The organism is Collinsella aerofaciens (assembly GCF_040926265.1).
Classification (GTDB): Bacteria; Actinomycetota; Coriobacteriia; order Coriobacteriales; family Coriobacteriaceae; genus Collinsella; species Collinsella aerofaciens_BB.
The window spans coordinates 30,892-52,426 of the sequence record NZ_JBCOIL010000019.1 but is presented as its reverse complement, the minus strand read 5'-3'; the positions used below and the strand labels follow the sequence as shown (position 1 = coordinate 52,426).

General features: G+C 59.1%; 18 protein-coding genes and 1 other RNA gene. 15 read left to right on the top strand and 4 right to left on the bottom strand.

The window, feature by feature from the left end:
- Positions 1-277 precede the first annotated feature (277 nt).
- On the top strand, positions 278-1,642 hold the full coding sequence (locus AB5767_RS06865; RefSeq protein ID WP_368146612.1) for an ATP-binding protein: 1,365 nt from the start codon (positions 278-280) through the stop codon (positions 1,640-1,642).
- Positions 1,643-1,706: 64 nt separating this feature from the next.
- Here the strand turns inward: AB5767_RS06865 and AB5767_RS06860 are convergent, their stop codons facing one another.
- Positions 1,707-2,711, bottom strand: a complete 1,005-nt coding sequence (locus AB5767_RS06860; RefSeq protein ID WP_368131918.1) for a helix-turn-helix domain-containing protein — start codon at positions 2,709-2,711, stop codon at positions 1,707-1,709.
- A 114-nt stretch (positions 2,712-2,825) separates the two neighbouring features.
- Between AB5767_RS06860 and AB5767_RS06855 the strand changes: the two genes are divergently transcribed.
- From AB5767_RS06855 to AB5767_RS06830, 6 genes are all read left to right on the top strand, one after another.
- Positions 2,826-4,652: an ABC transporter ATP-binding protein gene (locus AB5767_RS06855; RefSeq protein ID WP_368131919.1), complete on the top strand. Its 1,827-nt coding sequence runs from the start codon at positions 2,826-2,828 to the stop codon at positions 4,650-4,652.
- Positions 4,653-6,410, top strand: coding sequence for an ABC transporter ATP-binding protein (locus AB5767_RS06850; RefSeq protein WP_368131920.1), 1,758 nt, complete (start codon positions 4,653-4,655; stop codon positions 6,408-6,410).
- Between the two features lie 180 nt (positions 6,411-6,590).
- On the top strand, positions 6,591-6,836 hold the full coding sequence (locus AB5767_RS06845; RefSeq protein WP_022094642.1) for a DUF6110 family protein: 246 nt from the start codon (positions 6,591-6,593) through the stop codon (positions 6,834-6,836).
- A gap of 78 nt (positions 6,837-6,914) precedes the next feature.
- Positions 6,915-8,930, top strand: coding sequence for a heavy metal translocating P-type ATPase (locus tag AB5767_RS06840; RefSeq protein WP_368131921.1), 2,016 nt, complete (start codon positions 6,915-6,917; stop codon positions 8,928-8,930).
- A 143-nt stretch (positions 8,931-9,073) separates the two neighbouring features.
- Positions 9,074-9,427, top strand: coding sequence for a hypothetical protein (locus tag AB5767_RS06835; protein WP_368131922.1), 354 nt, complete (start codon positions 9,074-9,076; stop codon positions 9,425-9,427).
- Positions 9,424-9,939 (top strand): type II toxin-antitoxin system VapC family toxin, encoded by a 516-nt coding sequence (locus AB5767_RS06830; RefSeq protein ID WP_368131923.1) that lies wholly within the window; start codon positions 9,424-9,426, stop codon positions 9,937-9,939. Before AB5767_RS06835 ends, AB5767_RS06830 begins: the two co-directional genes overlap by 4 nt.
- Positions 9,940-9,997: 58 nt before the next feature.
- Here AB5767_RS06830 and AB5767_RS06825 read toward each other — a convergent pair whose 3' ends face one another.
- Positions 9,998-10,432, bottom strand: a complete 435-nt coding sequence (locus tag AB5767_RS06825) for a hypothetical protein (protein WP_368131924.1) — start codon at positions 10,430-10,432, stop codon at positions 9,998-10,000.
- Positions 10,433-10,669: 237 nt separating this feature from the next.
- Here AB5767_RS06825 and ssrA point away from each other — a divergent pair.
- The 8 genes from ssrA (at position 10,670) to AB5767_RS06785 (ending at position 20,061) form a co-directional block, all read left to right on the top strand.
- Positions 10,670-11,033: a transfer-messenger RNA gene (ssrA, locus tag AB5767_RS06820) on the top strand.
- Between the two features lie 676 nt (positions 11,034-11,709).
- Entirely contained in the window at positions 11,710-12,588 is an 879-nt protein-coding gene (locus AB5767_RS06815; protein ID WP_368131925.1) for a patatin-like phospholipase family protein, read from the top strand.
- A 157-nt stretch (positions 12,589-12,745) separates the two neighbouring features.
- Positions 12,746-13,189: a 50S ribosomal protein L13 gene (gene rplM, locus AB5767_RS06810; RefSeq protein ID WP_022094635.1), complete on the top strand. Its 444-nt coding sequence runs from the start codon at positions 12,746-12,748 to the stop codon at positions 13,187-13,189.
- 2 nt (positions 13,190-13,191) lie between these two features.
- On the top strand, positions 13,192-13,587 hold the full coding sequence (gene rpsI, locus AB5767_RS06805; RefSeq protein WP_022094634.1) for a 30S ribosomal protein S9: 396 nt from the start codon (positions 13,192-13,194) through the stop codon (positions 13,585-13,587).
- A 123-nt stretch (positions 13,588-13,710) separates the two neighbouring features.
- Positions 13,711-15,048, top strand: coding sequence for a phosphoglucosamine mutase (gene glmM / locus AB5767_RS06800; RefSeq protein WP_117583337.1), 1,338 nt, complete (start codon positions 13,711-13,713; stop codon positions 15,046-15,048).
- A 71-nt stretch (positions 15,049-15,119) separates the two neighbouring features.
- Positions 15,120-15,617, top strand: a complete 498-nt coding sequence (locus tag AB5767_RS06795) for a PTS sugar transporter subunit IIA (RefSeq protein WP_368131926.1) — start codon at positions 15,120-15,122, stop codon at positions 15,615-15,617.
- A 271-nt stretch (positions 15,618-15,888) separates the two neighbouring features.
- Entirely contained in the window at positions 15,889-16,617 is a 729-nt protein-coding gene (nagB, locus tag AB5767_RS06790; RefSeq protein WP_161145374.1) for a glucosamine-6-phosphate deaminase, read from the top strand.
- Between the two features lie 444 nt (positions 16,618-17,061).
- Positions 17,062-20,061, top strand: a complete 3,000-nt coding sequence (locus AB5767_RS06785) for an AfsR/SARP family transcriptional regulator (RefSeq protein WP_368131927.1) — start codon at positions 17,062-17,064, stop codon at positions 20,059-20,061.
- Between the two features lie 69 nt (positions 20,062-20,130).
- Here the strand turns inward: AB5767_RS06785 and AB5767_RS06780 are convergent, their stop codons facing one another.
- Complete coding sequence (locus AB5767_RS06780; RefSeq protein ID WP_117583334.1) at positions 20,131-20,430, bottom strand: YhbY family RNA-binding protein; 300 nt, start codon at positions 20,428-20,430, stop codon at positions 20,131-20,133.
- A gap of 182 nt (positions 20,431-20,612) precedes the next feature.
- Positions 20,613-21,296 (bottom strand): class I SAM-dependent methyltransferase, encoded by a 684-nt coding sequence (locus AB5767_RS06775; RefSeq protein WP_438265974.1) that lies wholly within the window; start codon positions 21,294-21,296, stop codon positions 20,613-20,615.
- Positions 21,297-21,535: the final 239 nt, after the last annotated feature.

The window sequence follows — 21,535 nt, the reverse complement described above, 5'->3', positions numbered from 1 at the left end:
CATTAAGTGGCCTTCTTTGCGTGCGGAACTCATTTTGAGCAAACACCCGCCCTGCCGGGGCTCCCGGGTTCCGTGACGACTCGGCCGTTCGGGTCAGGTGGGGCTGATAGGAAAGATGGTGGCGGAGGCGCAAAATGCGCCTCCGCCTTTTCAATGTGATGAAAGTGTGGCGAAACGAGCTTAAAACTTCCGTAAATGTGATATTTCCCACATTTTACCTAGGGTAAAATGTGGGAAATATCACATTTACGGAAGTTTCTTTGCGGGAGGTTCGGTCATGCAGCGAGATATCATTGCCAAGCTTAACGCTTGGAAAGCGTCAGAATATCGTAAGCCGCTTATCCTTAAGGGGGCGCGCCAGGTTGGAAAGACGTGGGCGCTTAAGGAGTTCGGCCGAACCTCGTACCTCAATTTTGTGTATCTGACGCTCGAGGAGCCGTCACCTGGGGTACAGAGCGAGTACGCTCAGTTTTTCGAAGGTACGCGCGATCCTCGACGGATCATCTCAAATCTTTCCCTGGCACTTGGACAGCCTATCGATCCTGGCGAGACGCTGCTTATTATTGATGAGATCCAGGATTGTCCTTCTGCAGTCGGTGCCCTTAAATACTTCTGTGACGAGGCCCCCGAGTATCACGTCGCATGCGCAGGGTCTTTGTTGGGCGTTCGCTTGTCCCGTGAGACCAGCGCTTTTCCGGTGGGAAAGGTCGAGTTCATGGAGATGCGCCCCATGAGCTTTTCCGAGTTTCTGAAAGCCGAGGGCGCTGCAAACTACGACGAATACCTTGGCGGCCTGGATCAGATCGAGACAGTGCCCGATTTCTTCCATGTCCGTCTCGTCGAGCATCTTCGTCGTTATTTTGCATGCGGCGGCATGCCAGAGGCTCTTGGCCGGTGGGTGGAGACGGGCGATATCGTTCAGGTCGATAAGGTGTTGTCTGATCTCTTGGATTCCTACGAGCGCGATTTTGCCAAGCATGGCGGCCGTGCGCAGTTCGCCAAGCTTTCGCAAATATGGAACTCGATTCCAGCTCAGTTGGCGCGCGAGAACAAAAAGTTCGTTTGGGGTGCGGTGCGCGAGGGGGCTCGTGCTCGAGAATACGAGGATGCTCTGGAATGGCTTGCCGATGCTGGGCTCATCACGGCGGTTCGCCTTAATGCTGCCGGTGGTGTGCCGCTCTCTGCGTACGATGACCTCAAGGCATTTAAAGTCTACTGTCTTGATGTCGGCTTGCTGCGCCGCATGGCAAGGCTGGATGCGTCCGCTTTTGCCATCTCGGATGCGCTATTTTCGGAGTTCAAAGGTTCGTTCGCCGAGAACTATGTGCTTCAGGCATTACTTTCACAGTTAGATGCTGCTCCGCGTTATTGGACAAACGAGAAACCGAAGCACGAAGTCGATTTTTTGATTCAAGTCGGAAACGAAATCGTTCCCGTCGAGGTCAAATCGGGAGAGGCCGTTCATTCCAAGAGCCTTAAGTACTATGCCGACAAGCATGCGGAGACGACTCCATTGAGGGTCCGCTACTCACTTAAGAACCTAAAGCTCGATGACGGGGTGCTCAACATTCCGTTGTATTTGGCTGATCGATCTGTCCCTCTTATCAAAAAGGCGCTTGATTGTGCGCATCTTGACGTTTAGATCCTGGGTGAGCTGACGGGCGGCGGCTAATTAATCGCTCCGTTACGGCCAGGGAGCTTGGGCCTTAGCGATGCTTGCTTCGCCAAGCCGTGGGTGTCATGCCGGTGTATTGTTTGAAGGCTTGGGCGAAGGCGGCTTGCTGAGGGTAGCCTAGACGCTCTGCCACCTGCGCTATCGTGAGCGCGCTATCGGCCAAAAGGTCCTGTGCTCGCTCCATACGGCGTCTGCGAATGTAGGCGCCGAGGGACTCGCCTGTTTGGGCCTTAAAGGTGGCGCATAGTTTGGAGCGGCTCGTGAAGAGTCCCTCGGCCACCTCGTTGATGCTTACATGCCTGCCCTTGTCGAGCGCGCGCTCAATCATTGCCGTTGCTTCTTCGGCAATGGTTATGCTGACGCGTGTGTCTGCCGCCTGCCGCGCCTGCTTGTGGGCCGCGCGCGAACAGGCGAGCTCCGCGACCATGGTCTCCACGATGCCCTGCATATAGACGTGTCCGCCTACGGTGCGGGCGCGGTCCTCGTTAATCCGGCGTAACGTGTGGCAGATGGCAGACGTCGCTTCCTCGTGCCATGGCTCGGCAAACGCCTCAAAGATTCCCGCGAACTCGGTGGGATAGCGGTGCTCCAGTTCGTCAAAATATCCAGGCAAAAAGAGCACCGAGCGCGAGTGATAGAGCTCCCCCGCAAACAGCGGGCTTAATTCCTCGCCACAGTTATCTTGGATAAAGCTGCAAACGGCATTGTTTGGCCACGGTCCATGCAATGGTTTGAGGTTCGCGGGCGTTATGCCAGCCTCGGGCATGCATGTAAGTGTGGGCGCGCTGACTTCGCTCACGCAGGCGTATGGCTCGGGTGTGTATTCGGCCAGGTACATATCGTGCGTCGGGGTGATGAAATGCTCCATGACGATGCAGGCAGGGGAGAGAGGCATGATCCATGCGCGGCCGTGCGCCCGGTCGTTTGCCACCTCGCCGGTAAAGACGGCGCCCTCGCCGGTAAGCTCCAGGCCAAACTGCTCAAACTGTGGTGCGTAGAGCTCGGTTATGCCGGTCGCTGCCCGCCGTATTTGCAAAAGCGTCCCTTTCCTTTGCAGAAACGTCCACGCCTGGCTTGATTGTGAGCCATGGCTAACACATCAATGATAAGTTGATTGAGGTTAACTCTCAAGCCGTTAGAAAGGAATCTCATGGCAAAGGGATCAAAAAGGGAAGGCGGCGGTATCGGCGAGCTGCTTGCATATGCCGGCGACCGTAAATTCCTAACGTATTTGGGCATGGCGCTCTCGGCGCTCTCGCAGCTGCTGAGCTTTGGCCCGTACGTGTGCATTTGGCTTGTCGCGCGCGATCTGATCGCCGTGGCACCTAACTGGAGCGAAGCCACCGATATCGCGATGTATGGCTGGTGGGCAGTGGGTTTTGCCCTGGCAAGCATCGTAGTTTATTTCGTGGGGCTCATGTGCACGCACCTGTCTGCGTTTCGCTGCGCGTCCAATATCCGCAAGACGACGAGCGAGCACCTGCTTAAGCTGCCGCTTGGCTACTTTGACACGCACGCTACCGGTGAGCTGCGCCGTATTGTAGACGGATGCGCCGCCTCCACCGAGACTCTGCTCGCGCACATGCTGCCCGATATCGCAGGCGCCGCCGCCATGGTCGCAGGTCTGCTCGTGCTGCTTTTCGCCCTCGATTGGCGTTTGGGGGTGGCATGCCTTATCTCGGTCGTCGTTTCGCTTGGCGCCATGACCACCATGATGGGCGGCAAAGGCGCCGAGTTCATGAAGGCCTACATGGGAGCGCTGGTCAAGATGAACAAGACCGGCACCGAGTACGTACGCGGCATCCCCGTGGTCAAGGTGTTTCAGCAGACGGTCTACTCCTTCAAGGCCTTCCACGATGCGATTGCCGAATACGCGGACATGGCACAAAGCTATGCGGGCACGTTCTGCCGAGGTCCGCAGGTACTCAACCTTACCGCGCTCAATGGCCTCGTGGCATTCTTTTTGCCGGTAGCGTTGCTGCTAGCTCCGGGCGAGACGGATTTTGCGCACTTTTTGGCCAACTTCACCTTCTACGCGATTTTTTCGGCCGTGGTGCCGACGGCCATGACCAAGCTCATGTTTGTGGGCGAGGCCTCTCAGATGAGTGCCGATTCACTGGCCCGTATTCGAAGCATCATGGATTCCAAGCAGCTCTCCGTGCCCGCCCAACCCAAGCACCCTGCCGGCGGCGACGTGCGATTTGAGGACGTGAGCTTTACCTACGAGGGTGCCGAAGCACCTGCTGTCAGCTATGTGAGTTTTAGCGTTTCCGCGGGTAGCACCCTCGCCCTGGTGGGTCCCTCGGGCGGCGGCAAGTCAACCTGCGCAAGCCTGATCCCGCGTTTTTGGGATGTTTCCTCGGGTCGAGTGCTCGTAGGAGGCGTGGACGTTCGCGATATGGATCCGCACGAGCTTATGGACCAGGTCGCCTTCGTGTTCCAGACCAACCAGCTGTTCCGGCAAACACTTGCCGATAACGTGCGCGCCTCCAAGCCTACGGCCACTGACGACGAAGTGCGTGCGGCCCTCTCCGCAGCTCAGTGCGACGACATTGTGGCCAAGCTCCCACAGGGCATCAATACCATGCTCGGTGCCGGCGGAGCATATCTTTCGGGCGGCGAGGTCCAGCGCGTGGCACTCGCCCGCGCGATCCTTAAAGACGCGCCTATCGTGGTGCTCGATGAGGCCACGGCGTTTGCCGATCCCGAGAACGAGGCGCTCATCCAGCGCGCTTTTAGCAAGCTGGCGGCGGGTCGCACGGTCATTATGATTGCGCACCGACTCTCGACTGTAGTGGGCGCAGACCAAATCGTGGTGCTCAATCAGGGCAGCGTGCAGGAATCGGGTACCCATGCCGAGTTGCTGTCCCAAAACGGTCTGTATGCCAAGATGTGGGCCGAATACGAACAGGCCGCGAGCTGGAAAATCACTGCAGCGACTGCGGATGCCGCCGTCACGAAGGGAGGCGAGGCCTAAATGTTCGCCTCATTCCAAAAGAAGTATTTCCTATCCGATAAAGGCGTCGCCGGCGTAAAACGCGGCATTTTCTGGACCACGCTCACCAATCTCATTACCATGGCCGGCATGGGCTTTTTATTCCTGGTTATGGCCGGCTTTGTCGAGCATCTCGCCAGCGGGGCTGACCTGCCGGATGCCCTGCCGATCGTGGGCGGCCTCCTGGTCTTTTTCGTGTTGCTCTTTGTCTCTAACTGGCAGCAGTATTACTACACCTACTGCATCTTTTACGAGGAGTGCGGCAAGCAGCGTATGGAGATCGCCGAGCGCTTGCGCAAACTGCCGCTGTCGTTTTTCGGTCGTCGTGATCTGGCCGATTTAACCGAGACCATCATGGGTGACGTCCAAGCCATGGAGCACGCCTACAGCCACGTGCTGGGAGAACTTTGGGGTGCCGTCATCGCAAGCGCCATTGTATTTGTGGCGTCGCTGTTCTTTTGCTGGCAGCTGGCGATCGCGGCGTTTTGGAGCGTTCCCGTGGCCTTTGCCGTGCTGTATCTAACACGCGGCCCCATGACTCCAGTGTTCGATCGCGTACGCGCTGAGAAGGTCAAGGTTACCGAGGCTATTCAAGAGACGCTCGACTGCGTTCGCGAGATCCGCGCCACCAACCAGGAGGCCCATTATCTTGAGGGACTCAACGTTGTGATCGATGCCGAGGAGCGTGAGACCACCAAGGGCGAGCTCGCTAACGGGCTTTTGGTCAACTCCGCCTTTGTCATCCTGCGTCTGGGCATTGCCACCACGCTGGTTACGGGCGCCGCGGTGGTCGCCTCCGGGCAGGTCGACTTTTTGGTGATGTTTGCCTTCCTGCTTATGGTGAGCCGTATCTATGCGCCTTTTGACCAGGCGTTAATGTTAATGTCCGAGCTGTTTGCCGCCGAGTCGTCTGCCAAGCGCATGCGTTCCATCATGGAAGAGCCTGTGGCGCGGGGCAGCGAGAAATTTGAGTCCGCGGGCCACGATGTGGTGTTCGATCACGTGGCATTTGGCTATGGTGTGGGCGAGGACGGCCGCGCCGGCGAGAAAGTTCTTACCGATGTGAGCTTTACCGCCAAGGAAGGCGAGGTCACGGCACTGGTCGGTCCTTCGGGTTCCGGTAAGTCTACGGTGAGCCGCCTGGCCGCGCGCTTTTGGGATGCCACTGCGGGCAAGGTTACCGTGGGTGGTGTGGATGTTGCGGGCGTCGACCCCGAGGTGCTCCTGCGCGACTACGCCATTGTGTTCCAAGACGTGCTGCTCTTTGACGACACGGTGATGGGAAACATCCGCCTCGGGCGTCGTGACGCCACCGATGAGGAAGTGCTTGCGGCCGCGCGTGCCGCCAACTGCGACGAGTTTGTGAGCCGTATGCCGCAGGGCTACGACACCATGATCGGCGAGAACGGTTCCAAGCTGTCCGGCGGCGAGCGCCAGCGCATCTCCATCGCCCGTGCGCTGCTCAAAGATGCGCCCATCGTGCTGTTGGACGAGGCGACGGCGAGCTTGGATGTGGAGAACGAGACCGTGGTGCAACAGGCACTTTCCCGTCTGCTCGCAGGTAAGACGGTTATCGTGATTGCGCATCGCATGCGTACGGTGGAAAATGCCGACAAGATCGTTGTGCTCAAGGATGGCGTGGTTGCCGAGCAGGGTGCTCCGGCGCAGCTCAAGGCGGCAGGCGGAGAATTCGCCCGCATGGTTGCGCTGCAAAAGGAAGCGGCTGCCTGGCAGCTGTAGGAATATGACAAAGGGACAGTCCCTTTGTCATATTGAGTCCATCCCCATAGTTTCCAAAAAGTTAGCCATTGTTGACCAAATAGTTATACTAAACTATTTTCAAAAGCGTGCTCGAGCAAACTAATGAACTCGGGTGCTAAGGCACCATGCCGCGCTTGTGCGGCAAAAGGGAGAAGCAACATGAAGAAGTCGACTTTTAACACCCTGCTTGTCGGTGGCGGTTTTCTGCTTGGTACGGCCGGCATCAAGCTGCTCACCAGCGCTCCGGTAAAGAATGCCTGCGTGCAGGGCATCGCGTGCGGTATGCGCGTCAAGAACTGCTACCAGGACATGGTCGAGCAGGCCAAGGCCAATGTCGATGACATGGTTGCCGAGGCTGCTTACATCACCCAGAGCGAGGCCGCTGCTGACGAGGCAGCCGAGTAACGCTCCCAGGCACAAACAATGAGATTCTCGATTATCAGCGAGATCCCCGGCAGGACCCGCCTTCAGTTGGCGGGTCCTGTGCCAGAGAGCGATCTCGATGCACTTCTTAAGCTCAGCGGCGATATCGACGGCGTGCGCAAGGTGCGCGTCTACGGCCGTATTGGCCAGATGGCGCTGGAGTACGACGAGCCGCGCCGCGCAAGCGTGCTCGACGCCCTAGGCGCACTCGATGCTCAAGCTATCACCGATGCCAAGTCGGGCTACGTGATGCAACTCGAGCCGCGCAAGCACAAACTCGTTATGGACCTGGCGACACTCGTCGGTGCCCATTACGTACGTCGCTGGTTCTTGCCGACGCCTCTGCGTGCGGTGTTTGTCGTGGCCGGTTACATGGCATTTTTGCGCGCTGCCCTTCATGAGCTGGCGCAGCCACGCCTGACCGTTCCTGTGCTCGACGCTTCGGCCATCGGCATTTCGTTCGTCAAGCGTGATGTCGACACCGCGGGGCAGACGATGTTCCTGCTCAACGTGGGCGAGCTGCTCGAGGACTACACGCGCGCCATGAGCGAAAACGAGCTCATCAACTCTCTGCTCGATGTGCCCGACAAGGCGCAAAAGGTCGTCGGCGACATCGAGGTAAGCGTTGCCGCGACCGAGCTTGAGCCCGGCGATCTGGTCGCCGTGCGCACCGGCATGTCCATCTGCATCGATGGCGTGGTCGAGCAGGGAAGCGCCATGGTCAACCAGGCGACCCTGACCGGCGAACCGCTGGCCGTCGAGCGCAGCGTGGGCGACGACGTATTCGCCGGCACCGTCGTGGAAGACGGCAGCATCTTGGTGCGCGTGCGCGCCAACACGGCGCAGACCAAGCTGCGCTCGATCGTCTCGCTCGTGCAGACGGCCGACTCGCTCAAGTCCGAGGGCCAGTCGCATATGGAGGACCTTGCCAACAAGATCGTCCCGTGGAACTTCCTGCTCGCGGGCCTGGTTGCGCTTACCACCCGCAGCCTCATCAAGACCTCAGCGGCACTGATGGTTGACTACTCGTGTGCACTTAAGCTCACGGGCTCCGTCGCCGTCATGACTGCCATGAGCGACGCCGCCAAGATGGGCGTCATGGTCAAGGGTGCGAAGTACTTTGAGTCGTTTGCCAAGGCCGACACCATCGTGTTTGATAAGACCGGTACGCTGACCGAGGCTCAGCCGCGCCTAGCTTGCGTGCTCACGACCGACGGCTGGAGCGAGGACGAGGTCCTGCGCCTTTCTGCCTGCCTGGAGGAACATTTCCCGCATCCGGTGGCGCGTGCCGTGGTCAACGCCGCCCACGAGCGCGGGCTCGAGCACCGCGAGCGCCATGCTGCCGTCGAGTACATCGTGGCGCACGGCATCGCTTCGTCCATCGAAGGGCGTCGCGCCATCATCGGTTCGGCGCACTTTGTATTCGAGGATGAGGGTGCGCAGCTCGAGTCCGACATTAAGGAGCAAATCGAGTCCCAGATGCAGGGCCTGTCGCCGCTGTATCTGGCGGTCGACGGCACCGTTGTGGGCGTGCTCGGTATCGAGGACCCGCTTAAGCCCGGGGTCCGCGAGGCCATCGCCGACCTGCACGCGTTGGGCGTTAAGCACGTGGTCATGCTCACGGGCGACTCGGAGCGCACGGCCGAGCGCATTGCTCGCGAGGCAGGTGTCGACGAGTTTAAGGCCGAGCTGCTGCCCGAGGACAAGTACGCGTATGTGGAGCGCATTAGGGGCGAGGGGCGCCACGTTGCCATGGTGGGCGACGGCGTCAACGATTCGCCGGCGCTGGGCCTGGCCGATGTGGGCCTGGCGATGGGTGGCGGAAGCGACATCGCCAAGGAGGTTGCCGACATCATCCTGACCGATACGGATCTGGCCGCGATCGTGCGCCTGCGCCGCATGAGCCAGGGGCTTATCGACCGTCTGACGAGTTCGTATTCCAAGGTGATGCTCACCAACTCGGCGCTGTTGGCATTGGGTATTACCGGCATGATCACTCCGCAGGCGTCGTCACTGCTGCACAACGGCTCAACGATCGCCTACAGCCTGGGCAACGCGAAGGCTTACCTGCGCTAGCAGACGTGTTCGCTCACGTTATCTGGCCTGCGCCCAGACGGCATCAGTGTCGTCCGGGCGCAGGCCTTTTGCATTTGACCATGTGCTAGCTTCTCTATATAGTGTTGCTAGCAGGGCTAGCAATTGAAGGGAGCGGGATCGACGTGGGTGCTGTTAGCAGCATGGCGCAGGTGAACGTTCGCGTGGATCGCCAGGTCAAGAACCGTGCCGAGGAAGCGCTGCGGCTTTCGGGCGGGTCACTGCCCGAGCTCATCAAAAAGGTCGTGGCCAAGGTCGCACAGGGTGGCGGGCAGTGTGAGGAAGTACTGTCTGCCGTTGATGGCCGGCAACAGACCGTCGCGCACGATACTCCGTTCACCGCGTCGTGGGCAGCGGCAGACCGGCTTTATGCAGATTTGGGCATCGCTATGTCGCCCGTATCCGACGATCGCGGTTGGGACACAATCTATTCCGAAGCCATGGATGAGCATTATCGCCAAAAGGGGATGATCCAGTGAGTGGGGCGCCTCTCAAGATCATGGTGGACGCCAACGTATGGGTCGACTCGTTTTGCGTCGACCATGCCGAGTCGCTTGCCGCGCGTGCGTTTATTGGGCAGGCGACGGAGGCGGGGGCATTACTGTTCTTTCCGGTGCATATTGCCAAGGACGTGCTGTACGTTGTCCAACACGAGCTGAAGCGTAGCGTTCTTGCCAGCGGGGGAGCGCTCGACGAGGCTTCTGCCCGCGCGATTGGCGATGCGGCGCTGGCGTTTGTTCGGAACATGACCGAAAACGCCACGGCCGTGGGCGCTGATGCGTCGGACCTTTGGCTGGCCGACAAATACTTAGCGCTCCATCGCGATTACGAGGACAACTTGGTGCTCGCCGCGTGCAAGCGCGCGCAGGTCGATTACTTGGTGACCAACAATCGTAAGCTGCTCGAACATGCCGATCTTGCAGCAAAGACCCCGCGCCAAATGATGCCGATTCTGGCTTTGACCGAACGTGGCGGCGCGGCTATCGGTTGACGCGAACTGTTTGCGGGCCTCTTGGACGACGATGCGCCAAGGGACCCGCGTCTGCTATTTACAAAAGCTCGGCCTTAATGGCGGGACTTTCTGCGAGCTTTTCGGCGGCCTTTTCGTCGGAACTGTCGAGTGCTGCCAGACTGCGGTAGACCCACTCGTTGACTTGGGTGTTCTTGACGCCTGCGGTCTGCATAAGGGCGCCTACCTCGCGGATTGCTGCGAGCAGATCGGCTTTGGGACCCGCGAGCTCGACCTCGACGCCGTGGTAGGCGGTCACGCCGCGGTTTTCGCTCACGTGGTCGATAAAGCCCTCGACGGTCTCAAGCTGCTGGGCGAGAGCTGCATTATCGTCGGCGTCCAGCGCGACGAGTGCGTTCGATACCGTGAGGGCGGGATGTCCGCAGGGGACAAAGCCTTCGATGACATCCATAGCTTCGGTAATGGTTGAGCCCAGGCCTGCGAGGGCATTGACGAGTTGCTGTTTGGTATCCATGACGGTCCTTTCGACGGGTCAATTTTGATTGGCGAAAATATACGTGACGCGATCGGTAGCAAAAGTGCGAAGTGCGGCGCACATTGGGGTCTTCACAGCTCGTGCATAGAACAGCTGTCCGCTTTCAGAACGTGGTAAGATAACACTCCACAAGCGGGGTTCGCCCCGCATGTTCCTTGAAAAGTCGACGGGTGTTGGGTGCTCGTGCCCAATGCCATCCAGACTTTCCCGGCATTCGGGGGCGACTGGTTTCGACACGATAGCTCTGAGAGAGGAAGCAAGCCGAGGTCTCCTCGCCTCGTTAAACAGGGGTACCGTCAAATTGAATTGACAACAACTCTTCTTTTGAGCCTATGGCTCTCGCTGCTTAGTTTATAGCGGCGCGTCAACCCGGTGATTTCCCCGACACCGGCGCGACGTCATGTTAGGGGAATGCTCCCGCGCACGTAATCGGTATGGCGCGGGCTAAGACCGAACCGGTTAGGACGCCGCGAGCGTGTCGCTGCGCGCAAAGCGTCCGAGACTAAACCAGCGACTGAGCTTGGAGATGCCAATCAGGGGGCTTTCGTGGACCGGAGTTCGATTCTCCGCGCCTCCACCAGAAGTAACAGGCAGGTAGATATTCGTATCTACCTGCCTTTTTATTTCTAGTCCGCACCGCGGAGAATCGAACTCTGTGCAGGGCGCGAGCGTTAAACAAACGCGGAGCGTTTGTAGCGAGCGGGCGAGGACGCCGGCAGGCGGCCGAAGCCGGTGCGGATTTGCGAAGCAAATACGCGGATTCTTCGCGCAAACTTCCGACTCAAAACGGATGCGATGTTATCGAATCTCAGCCTGCCATGCGCCGCATCAACGGAACCCCAAACCCGCGGAGAATCGAACTCTGTGCAGGGCGCGGGCGTTAAGCAAACGCTACGGCAACGCAGGGTGGGACGCGCTTTCCCAATGGCGGCCCAGGCGGAAAGTGCGTCCCGGAGTCCGCACTCAGACTGGGACGTGGTTTCCGGATGGCACATCAAGTGGAAACCACGTCCCGGAATCCTCATTCGGAATGGGATGCATTTTCCGGATGGGCTGTTGGCGGAAAGCTCATCCCGGAATCCGCGCTCAGAACGGGACGCGCTTTCCCAACGGCAGTCCAAGCGGAAAGCGCGTCCCGGAATCCCGCCTCAAACTGGGACGCGCTATCCGCTCCATCTTCTCAACTCCAAAACCTATGCGCCCTCCATTCCAAAACTGGGTAGAAGAAAGCCAAAACGCAATCGCAGGAGGTCAATATGACTGCAGAAGATAAGGCAAAGAACGCCGGCAAGGTCGCGCTCGTTCTGGAGGGCGGCAGCTTCCGCGGACAATTTACCGCCGGCGTGCTCGACGTTTTCATGGAGGCCGGCGTCGAGATTCCGGCGGTATATGGCGTATCGGCCGGCGCCCTCAACGGCGTGAACTACAAGTCGCACCAGATCGGCCGTGCCAACCGCATCAACCTGGCTTTCTGCAACGACAGCCGCTTCATGGGCGCCGCATCGTTTGCGTCCACGGGCTCTATTGTGGGTTACGACTTTATCTTCAACGATGTCCAGGACCGCCTGGATCCCTTTGACAACGAGACGTTCGACGCGAGCCCCATCGAGATGTACGCCGTCGCGACGGACATGCTCTTTGGAACCGCCGCGTACCTGCCGGTCAAAAGCGCCGTACTTGACCTCGACGCCGTGCGCGCATCGACGTCGCTGCCGCTGGTGACGCCGCCGGTCGAGATCGATGGGCACAAATACGTCGATGGCGGCGTGGCCGATTCGGTCCCTATCGAGCACGTGCTGGAGGAGGCGGGCTTCGATCGCGCGGTTGTCATTGTCACGCAGGACCGCTCGTACGAGAAAAAGCCCTACGAGTTTATGCCAGCCGCACGCGCTCGCTATGCCGACTACCCCTACCTGCTCGAGGCTATCGAGACGCGCCACGACCGCTACAACATCCAGCGCATGCATCTGTGGAAGTATGAGCGCGAGGGTCGCGCGCTGGTCGTTGCTCCGCAAAAGCCGGTCGAGGTCGGCCACGTTGAGCACGATCCGGCAAAGCTGCTCGACCTGTATATTCAGGGCCGCCAGGAGGCAAAGCGTCTATTGAGTGATATCGAGGCATTTGTCGAGCGCTAGTGTCGCAACGTCATGACCCATGGACGACATGTGCAGAAACTCTGGTCGGAGCCAAAATACCTGTTGACTCGGGCGGCGAGCGGGGTAATATGGACGGGTTACTTGCAGAGCCCCGTGAATCTCTGTAACAACACGTACTGTACATGGAGGAGTCTAAGTGATTTCGAAATCGACTCACTACGCCAAGCAGGGCGAGGTCCAGCGCAACTGGGTTCTCGTTGACGCCGATGGTGCTGTCCTGGGCCGTCTTGCCACCCAGATCGCAATGATCCTGCGCGGTAAGAACAAGCCCCAGTTCACGCCCAACAGCGACTGCGGCGACTTCGTTGTCGTCATCAACGCCGATAAGGTCCAGCTTACCGGTAACAAGGCCGACACGAAGACCTATTATCGCCACAGCGGCTACAACGGCGGCCTCAAGGCTGAGAGCTTCCGCCAGGCTATGGAGAAGCACCCGGAGAAGGTCATCGAGCGCGCCGTTCGCGGCATGCTGCCCAAGACCACCCTCGGCCGTGCCCAGATGACCAAGCTTAAGGTCTACGCTGGTGCCGAGCATCCGCACGCTGCCCAGAACCCCACGAAGATTGAGCTGGAGGCTTAAAGATGGCTGAGAACACCGTTGTCTACCAGGGTACCGGCCGTCGTAAGAACGCCGTCGCCCGCGTCCGTCTCGTCCCCGGCACCGGCAAGGTGACCATCAACAAGCGTGACGCCGAGCAGTATTTCGGCCGTCATCAGCTCGTTGAGAACGCCCTTGCTCCCTTCAAGGTGACCGACACCGCCGGTCAGTTCGACGTTATCGCTCTGTGCGATGGCGGCGGCATCTCCGGTCAGTCCGGCGCTCTGCGCCTGGGCATCGCTCGCGCTCTTCTGAACGCTGGCGATTACCGTGCTGACCTCAAGAAGGCCGGTTTCCTTACGCGCGATGCTCGCGTGGTCGAGCGCAAGAAGTACGGCCTCAAGAAGGCCCGCCGCGCTCCCCAGTTCTCCAAGCGCTAAGGTTTTATCTCCTTACGAGATACAATGTACAAGCGGGGCCTGCCGATTGCTCGGCGGGCCCCGCTTTTCTTTTTCGACTAGGGTGGGCGACTGCGTTTTGCCCACTTGGGAAGGAGCGATCCTATGCCCCAGAACATCTTCGGTACCGACGGCGTCCGTGGCGTCGCCAACGCCGACCTTTCGTGCGACCTCGCATTTCGCCTTGGCCGTGCGGCGACCAAGTTCCTTGGTCCGGACATTTGCATCGGCCGCGACACGCGTCTTTCGGGCACCATGCTCGAGAGTGCTCTGACCGCCGGCATTATGGCCGAGGGCGGCCGCCCGCACTGCTGCGGCGTTATCCCTACGCCGGCCGTGGCGCTGCTCACCGTCCAAAACGAGCTCGATGGCGGCATCGTCATTTCTGCTTCGCATAATCCGCCGGAGTTCAACGGCATCAAGTTCTTTAGCCGCAAGGGCATGAAGCTTCCCGACGCGGTTGAGGAAGAGATCAGCGCCTGGGTCATGTCCGAGGAGGCCATGGCTGCCGACACGCTGCCGACCGGCGCCGGTGTGGGTCACATCATCAAGATGAAGGACGCCCGCAAGGCATATGTCGATCATGCCATCAGCACGCTCGACGGCCTTAAGCTCGACGGCCTGGTTGTTGCCGTCGACTGCGGTCACGGTGCTTCCTGCCAGACCACGCCCGCCGCGCTGCAGCGCCTGGGCGCCACGGTCCATGCCATCAACACCGATTACTGCGGCACTGACATTAACGTTGAGTGTGGCTCCACGCACCTTGAGCCCCTGCGCGAGCTCGTGCTGCGCACCCACGCCGATATCGGCCTTGCCCACGACGGCGACGCCGATCGCGTGCTGTTCGTGGACAGCGAGGGCAACGAGATTGATGGCGACTACATCCTGGCTATCTGCGGCTCCGACCTTGCTGCTCGCGGCAAGCTCGCCAACTCCGAGATCGTCTCGACCGTCATGTGCAACCTGGGCTTCTCCATCGCAATGAAGGAGCAGGGCTTTGAGATGGTCCAGACCGCCGTGGGCGACCGCTATGTTCTTGAGCGCATGCTCGAGGACGGTGCTGTTATCGGTGGCGAGCAGTCCGGCCACATCATCTTCCTGGAGCACAACACCACCGGCGACGGTCTGGTGACGGCTCTGCAGCTGCTGGCCGTGCTCAAGCGCACCGGCCGCACCCTTACCGACCTTGCCGGCATCATGAAGAAGTATCCGCAGGTGCTTGTCAACGTGCATTCGGACAACAAGGCCGGCCTGGACGATTGCCAGCCCATTTGGGACGCCGTCGCTGCCGCCGAGAAGGAGCTCAACGGCCGCGGCCGCATTCTGGTACGTCCGAGTGGCACCGAGCCGCTGGTCCGCGTGATGGCCGAGGCCGAGACGCACGAGCTGACCCAGCGTGTGGTTGACGACATCGTCGAGGTTGTCAAGCGCGAACTTCCCTAATGGTCAAAAACCAGTGCCAAGTGGTAAACTAGCAAGACTGTATTTGATTATTGGTATGTCCAAGGGGGAGCATGTTCACTAAAGTCCTAAGGTCTTTTGGTATGCGTGGTCGAGTCCTTACGCTGGATGCTCCCATCTCGGGCGACGTCATTCCGCTTTCCGAGGTAAACGATCAGACGTTTGCCACCGGCCTTTTGGGTCAGGGCGTGGCGATTCGGCCCACGGGCACGCGTGTAATCGCGCCTGCTGACGCTAAGGTCGAGGCGATTTTTCCCACGGGTCATGCCGTTGCGCTTAACACGGTTGATGGCCTGGACGTTCTGATTCACGTTGGCCTGGACACTGTTCAGCTCGAGGGCAAGCACTTTACCGTGCATGCGCAAGTGGGCGATATTGTCCATAAGGGCGATGTACTCATCGAGTTCGATCGCGAGGCAATTGCTGCCGAGGGCTACGATGTGACGGTTCCCATCTTGGTGTGCAACTCCGTTGAGTTCTCGAGCATCAAGGGTTCCGTTGGCGAGCATGTCGAGGAGATGGACCAACTCATCGTCGCTCGCGAGCGCTAGCAAGGCGCTTTGCCTTTAGCCTACAATTCAAACACGTTTACGGAGGGCGCCCTTGAAAGAGGACGCCCTCCGTGGCAAGATGGGATTTGTCCGAAGCTAAACAGCTTTGGGTCACCGTGGACGGGCAGGGGCCTCGACGCGGGTAGACACGAGACATATACATTACGCGACCTCGCCCTGGTGGCCGCACACGTTGGTTGCGGCCGACGCGGGCCGCGGGCAAGTGCTTGTAAGGGGAGCCTTGCCTCTCTTGTACGAGAAAGGACGCGTAATGAAGATCATTAAAGCTAAAGACTACGAGGATATGAGCCGCAAGGCCGCCAATATCATCTCGGCCCAGGTTATCCTCAAGCCCGATTGCGTGCTGGGTCTTGCCACCGGCTCCACCCCGATTGGTGCCTACAAGCAGCTCGCCGCTTGGTACGAGAAGGGTGACGTCGACTTTGCCGAGGTCAGCACCTACAACCTGGACGAGTATCGTGGCCTTTCGCACGACGATCCCCAGAGCTACCACTACTTTATGCGTGAGAACTTCTTCGATCACATTAACATCGACCTGAACAACACGCATGTGCCCGATGGCTCCAATCCCGACGCTGCCGCTGCCTGCTCTGAGTACGACAAGATCGTCGCTGCTGCCGGTTACCCTGATCTGCAGCTGCTCGGCATCGGTAACAACGGTCACATTGGCTTCAACGAGCCCGATGACCACTTCTCCAAGGGTACGCACTGTGTCGACCTCACCGAGAGCACCATTCAGGCCAACAGCCGCCTGTTCGACAGCATCGACGACGTACCCCGTCAGGCCTACACCATGGGTACCCAGACCATCATGTATGCCCGCATGATCCTGGTCGTCGCCAACGGCGAGGCCAAGGCACAGGCCGTGCATGACATGTGCTATGGTCCGGTTACCCCCGAGTGCCCCGCCTCGATCCTGCAACTGCACACCAACTGCGTTGTCGTTGCCGACGAGGCCGCCCTTTCGCTCTGCAAGTAGCGAAAGCCTATCACCTCGACATAGCTTTGCCGAAGGCCTCCGCTTTGCGGGGGCCTTTTTGCTGAGCGTGCGCCGTGTGCTTGACGAAAATCTGGCCGCGAACTGGACGGGTGCGTCTGGTGCAGCATGATTCATTCCATAACAGATACTATGCATAAATGCTATGAAAAGGTCGCAGACGGTAGCTGGCGTTAGGTGAGTTGCGCAACACAATTGAACAGCGCTCATTTGAGGTACACTGCCAAAGGATGGGACAAGCTGGCAAGCGCATTGACCTGCACAAAGACTGATTGGTTGGGGGATAAGTTTCAATCGGACCACGCTGAACAAAAACTTGCCATTTGCGTACCAACAAACATCCTAAACCGTAGTATCGCTCTATTCATCTAGCGATACATAAGGTCTAGCGTTACGGTGTCCATGTGGTCGAGTTGAGGAGCGGGCATGGTTAACGATTTGGGCAATACGGACGACCTCGAGCTTATGCCGCTGGGCAGTAGTTATACGGTGCGGCGCGATCGCTTGATGAACGAACTTATCGCCAAGGGCCGAAAGGCCGGCATCGTAGTCCTCTACGCGCCTGATGGCTTTGGGAAAACCTCGGTGCTGCTGCAGTATGCCCAAGAGGTTAAAAACGATCCGACGCGAGGTCCCGTGCGGATCATTGAGGCAGACCGCGCCATTGGGCGCGAGGTGTTTATGCAGCTCGAGGTCGTTACCGAAGAGCTTAAGGACAAGCCGCACTCCCTGATCGCAATCGATAACGTGCCTAACCTCAGCCAGAGCGAGACCGAGGAGCTGATCGACCGAATCCGAAGCCTGCGTGCTATGGGGGTTGGGGTCTTTATGAGCTGCCGTCCTTCGAATCGCCAGCTGATTCATGGACTGGGCGATTCGATTAAAGTCAACGCGCAGATGCTCAAGGTGCATGCCTATGAGTATTCGGCGTGGGCATCGGCGTTTTCGATCAGCACATCGCTCGACTTCTATCAGCTTACGCAGGGCGTGCCCGAGCTCGTCTCGGCTATGCAGTCGGGACTATACGGGCAGGGAGACGTTGCCCAGATGCTCGAAAACGAGATTGTCAATATCTACGGTGCGGCACTTGTTGATCTGGCGTCGCTCGAGAACAACGCCCTGTTTAGTGTGGCATGCTTGATGGTCTTAATGGGTGAGGGCAATATTTCGGAGCTCGAGGCTTGCGGTGTTAGGCTTTCGGCGATTGACCAGTCCTATCTTGTCCGCGATTATCCCATTTTTGGCGTCGATCCGGCAGACCGGAGCTTTACCTGCTTGGGTACCGAGGATAATGCACGTCTGCGATTGCGCAAGCTGGTTGCCGAAATTCGCCCCGAACTCGTTGTGCGGGCGGCACGTATTTTGATTAAAGCAGGGCGCTGCGATACCGCGATGGACCTCGCCGACGCGTTTTTGGACCGCAGTGCGGTGTTGGAACTTGCCGGGCAGTATGGGGTCGATCTGGCTCTGACGGGGCATGGAGGGGATGTTTGCCGCGCGGCGCTGGGAAAGACCGAGTCAGATGGCCAGGCATCGGAGCCAACGCCTGACGAGGCGCTCGGCATCTATCTGGCGGCGGTGCGCGTCTCCAATACAAAGCTCGCGCGGTATATGGCCTCAATTATCGAGCATGCGGGCGAGCAGGCGATTTGCGAGCTCGATCCCGTGTCGTGGAAGGTAGCGCACGCGTTTACGGCTGCCTGTTATGGAGATGGTGGTCTGGGGCTTCCGGCAAGCCATGCAACGTTGGAGAGTGAGGCGTCTTGTGCCGCACTCGACATGTTGTCCGCACATGTCGAGATAAAGCAGTGGCTGACCGAGCGGGCGAAGGGCGGCGAGATCCTCGCGGGGCTCAAAACGGATAAGGCCTACGATTGCGAGCTCGATATCGCGGGGACGTTTGTGCGGGCGGACCGCATGTTGACGGAGCTGTTTGATGGGTCGTATGCAGGGACTGACGAGCGTGATGACGAGATGGCCCTGACGCTCGAGGCACTCGAAGCGCGTGGAATCCGAGCACTCGCCATCTGGGTGCGCATGGTATTATCGGCGCGGCGCCTGCTTGCCGGCATGCCGGTGACCGACGAGCAGGCATTCAACGAGCTCGACCGTTTTGCCGTGCGCGTGCGTGACAATCAAGTCCAGTTGTTTGGCTTGATACTGGAAGGCTGGCAGTCGCTGGCTGAGGGGCGTCCGGTCAATGCCAAATTCCGTGCGGTGCAGGTGCTCAGACTTGCCGAGGAATCGATTGGATACATACGCGACAACGCACTGCTGCTAGAGCGCGCGGCGTACTTACGCAATACATCGATGGTATCGGTGCGCGAAGAGGCAGAGCTGCTCGATTTGAGCCGAACGCAGGTCGGTGGTGCCGAGGCATGGATGGTGGCGCTGCATTTGGCCTCCGCGGGCCGCGATAGCGACCTTGCAGCCTGGATGTCCATGAACCGCCCAGGGATTTTGGATCCGTCGTATCGGCTGTTTGCGCGTCTTGCGATGCATTGTCTGGGTGAGCCGGCTGCTAGAATTCGAAAGAAGCTCCCGGTGCGCGAGCTGTCGCGGTATTCGCTGCGTGTCGACTTTGAGGGCGAAGGCGAGCGTCTGTTCCAGGCCGGCGATGCCGAGGGTGTCGATGTGATTGGCCATATCGAGATTCGCATGTTTGGGGCGTTTCGTGCCGAGCGCGACGGGTTTCCCATCACGGATAAGATGTGGCGCCGCAAGAAAGCGGCGACGCTTGCCGAGCGGCTTGCGCTGGGCATGGATGCACTGGTCGACCGCGAGACGCTGGCTATGGAGCTGTGGCCCCACGCCGAGTTCAATAGCGCTCGTAACAATCTGTACTCGACGATATCGCGCCTGCGTTCGGCCTTGGGGCCGACACCGGACGGCAAGTCGTGTGTGCTGATCCAAAACGAGTGCATTGGGCTTAACGGCGATTACGTCAAGACCGACGTGCGGTTGTTTGATCAGATAAGCCGCGAAGTTTTGGGAAATCGCACGGGTGCGCGCGGGCCCCATCTGATCGAGCTGTGCCTTAAGATCGAGCAGCTCTACGCCGGCCCGTTGTATGTTCCCAATGGCTGTAATCCCACCTACTTTTTGCGTATGAGGCGCATTATGGAATCGAAGTATATCGACTGCATGATTCGGGGCGCGAATGCCGCCCTAGAAGAAAACGACCTGCAGTCGGCGGTATGGCTAGTGGAGTCGGGGCTGCGGCAAGAGACGGCGCGCGAGGACATGGTGCGTTGCGCTATGCGCGTCTACGGTGCGGCGGGGCGACGACGCGATATCGTCGAGCTGTACAGTGGGCATATGCATCACCTGAGGGAGCAGGTCAATGGTGTGCCCGAGCCCGAGACGCGGCGTCTGTACGAGCGCTTGGTGGAGGGCAGGCTTAACCGCGTGCTCGTCGAGCGATAAAAAATGAGCGTCCGAATTACTCGGACGCTCGCAAGCTTGATGTATGTTGGCTCGCCGGATTGTTGGCTCTTAGACGAGCTTAATCTTCTCGATGTCCTTGCGCGAGGACTCGCGATACAGCGAGAACTTGCGGCCGATAACCTGGACGACCTCGGCATGGCAGCGGTCGGCGAGCTCTTCGGCGGCCTCGCGGGCGGAAAGGCTGGAACCGTCGAGTACGGAGCACTTAACGAGCTCGTGCTTCTCCAGGTAGGCGACCGTCTGCTCGACGGTGCCCTCGTTGATGTCGGACTTGCCGATGATGATGGCGGGGTTGAGGTGATGGGCCATGCTGCGAAGCTGCTTGACCTGGGCTCCTGTCAGTGCCATGGGTTCTCGCTTTCTATGTTATGGGGCGCCCCGCGATGGGGCCTTAATCTACGTGAGCTGTCCCACGATAGCGCAGGAACGGCGTGGTGTGGGGCGTGTTTGCCCAGTTCAAAAAGAATGCGGATGCCGAGCGGGAGAACAGCGCGGGTTACAGGCGGACGTGTACGGCAGCCGAAAGCGGTCTATGGACAGCTCGAAGAGACCGGCTCCCATGCAATAAACGCCCAACGGACCTTGCGGACGTGGTCGAGCATGTAGCGCCCCTGCGGCACGCCCTTGGACCCTGGCTCGCCGGCATGGGGATTCTCAATCATATGCTGAGCGACGTAGTCGCGTAGTCGGTCAATCTTATCCTCGTTACCGTGCTCGAGCATGCGGGAGAAGTCCGCCACGCCTGCCTCAAGGCTATCGAAGGTATCGCGACGAGGCGATTCAAAGTACGTAACCTGCGGCAGGGCACCCATCTGAATGAGGATGTTAAAGGCATACACAAAGCCATTACTGCAGGTAACCGAGGCACCGATGGCGTTCATCAGGTGCAGGTCATAGCGCGGGCTGGAGTTGGCGACCATCGTGACAGCACAACGCCGACGAGCCGTTCGATCAAGCTTGGCAAGCGCGCCTTTTAGGTTGGTCGTGGTGACAGAGCGACTGGCAAAGGCAACATCTACCGCTTTCGCGACCGGTCCAACCAAATCCCAGTCATCATCCCAAGCAAGCTCAAGCGGTGTAATGCGATCTTCGAGCCCATAGTACTCAATGCCAGCATCAAGCGTGCCCAACATAGCAGGGGAAAAGTCAGCAGCAATCACAGGATGCCCGTCTTGCGCAAGCGGAATAGCAATCGACCCAGCCCCACATCCCATATCAAGCACCGATTCACCAGGCTTTAACGCCAACAGCTTTATAAAATCCCGGGCATACGGAGCAGTCTCAAGCGGCCGAAAATGCCGAGCACGCTTATCCCACTCAAAAGAATCATCAGCCCGATGCCGAGCGGCCTGCAGACGCATCCATTCGCCATTCCAATCAGCGGAAAGCAACTCAGAACGAGCATCCCCATCAGCCACGGGCCAACCTCCTAGCAACAAAAAAGCGACCCCCC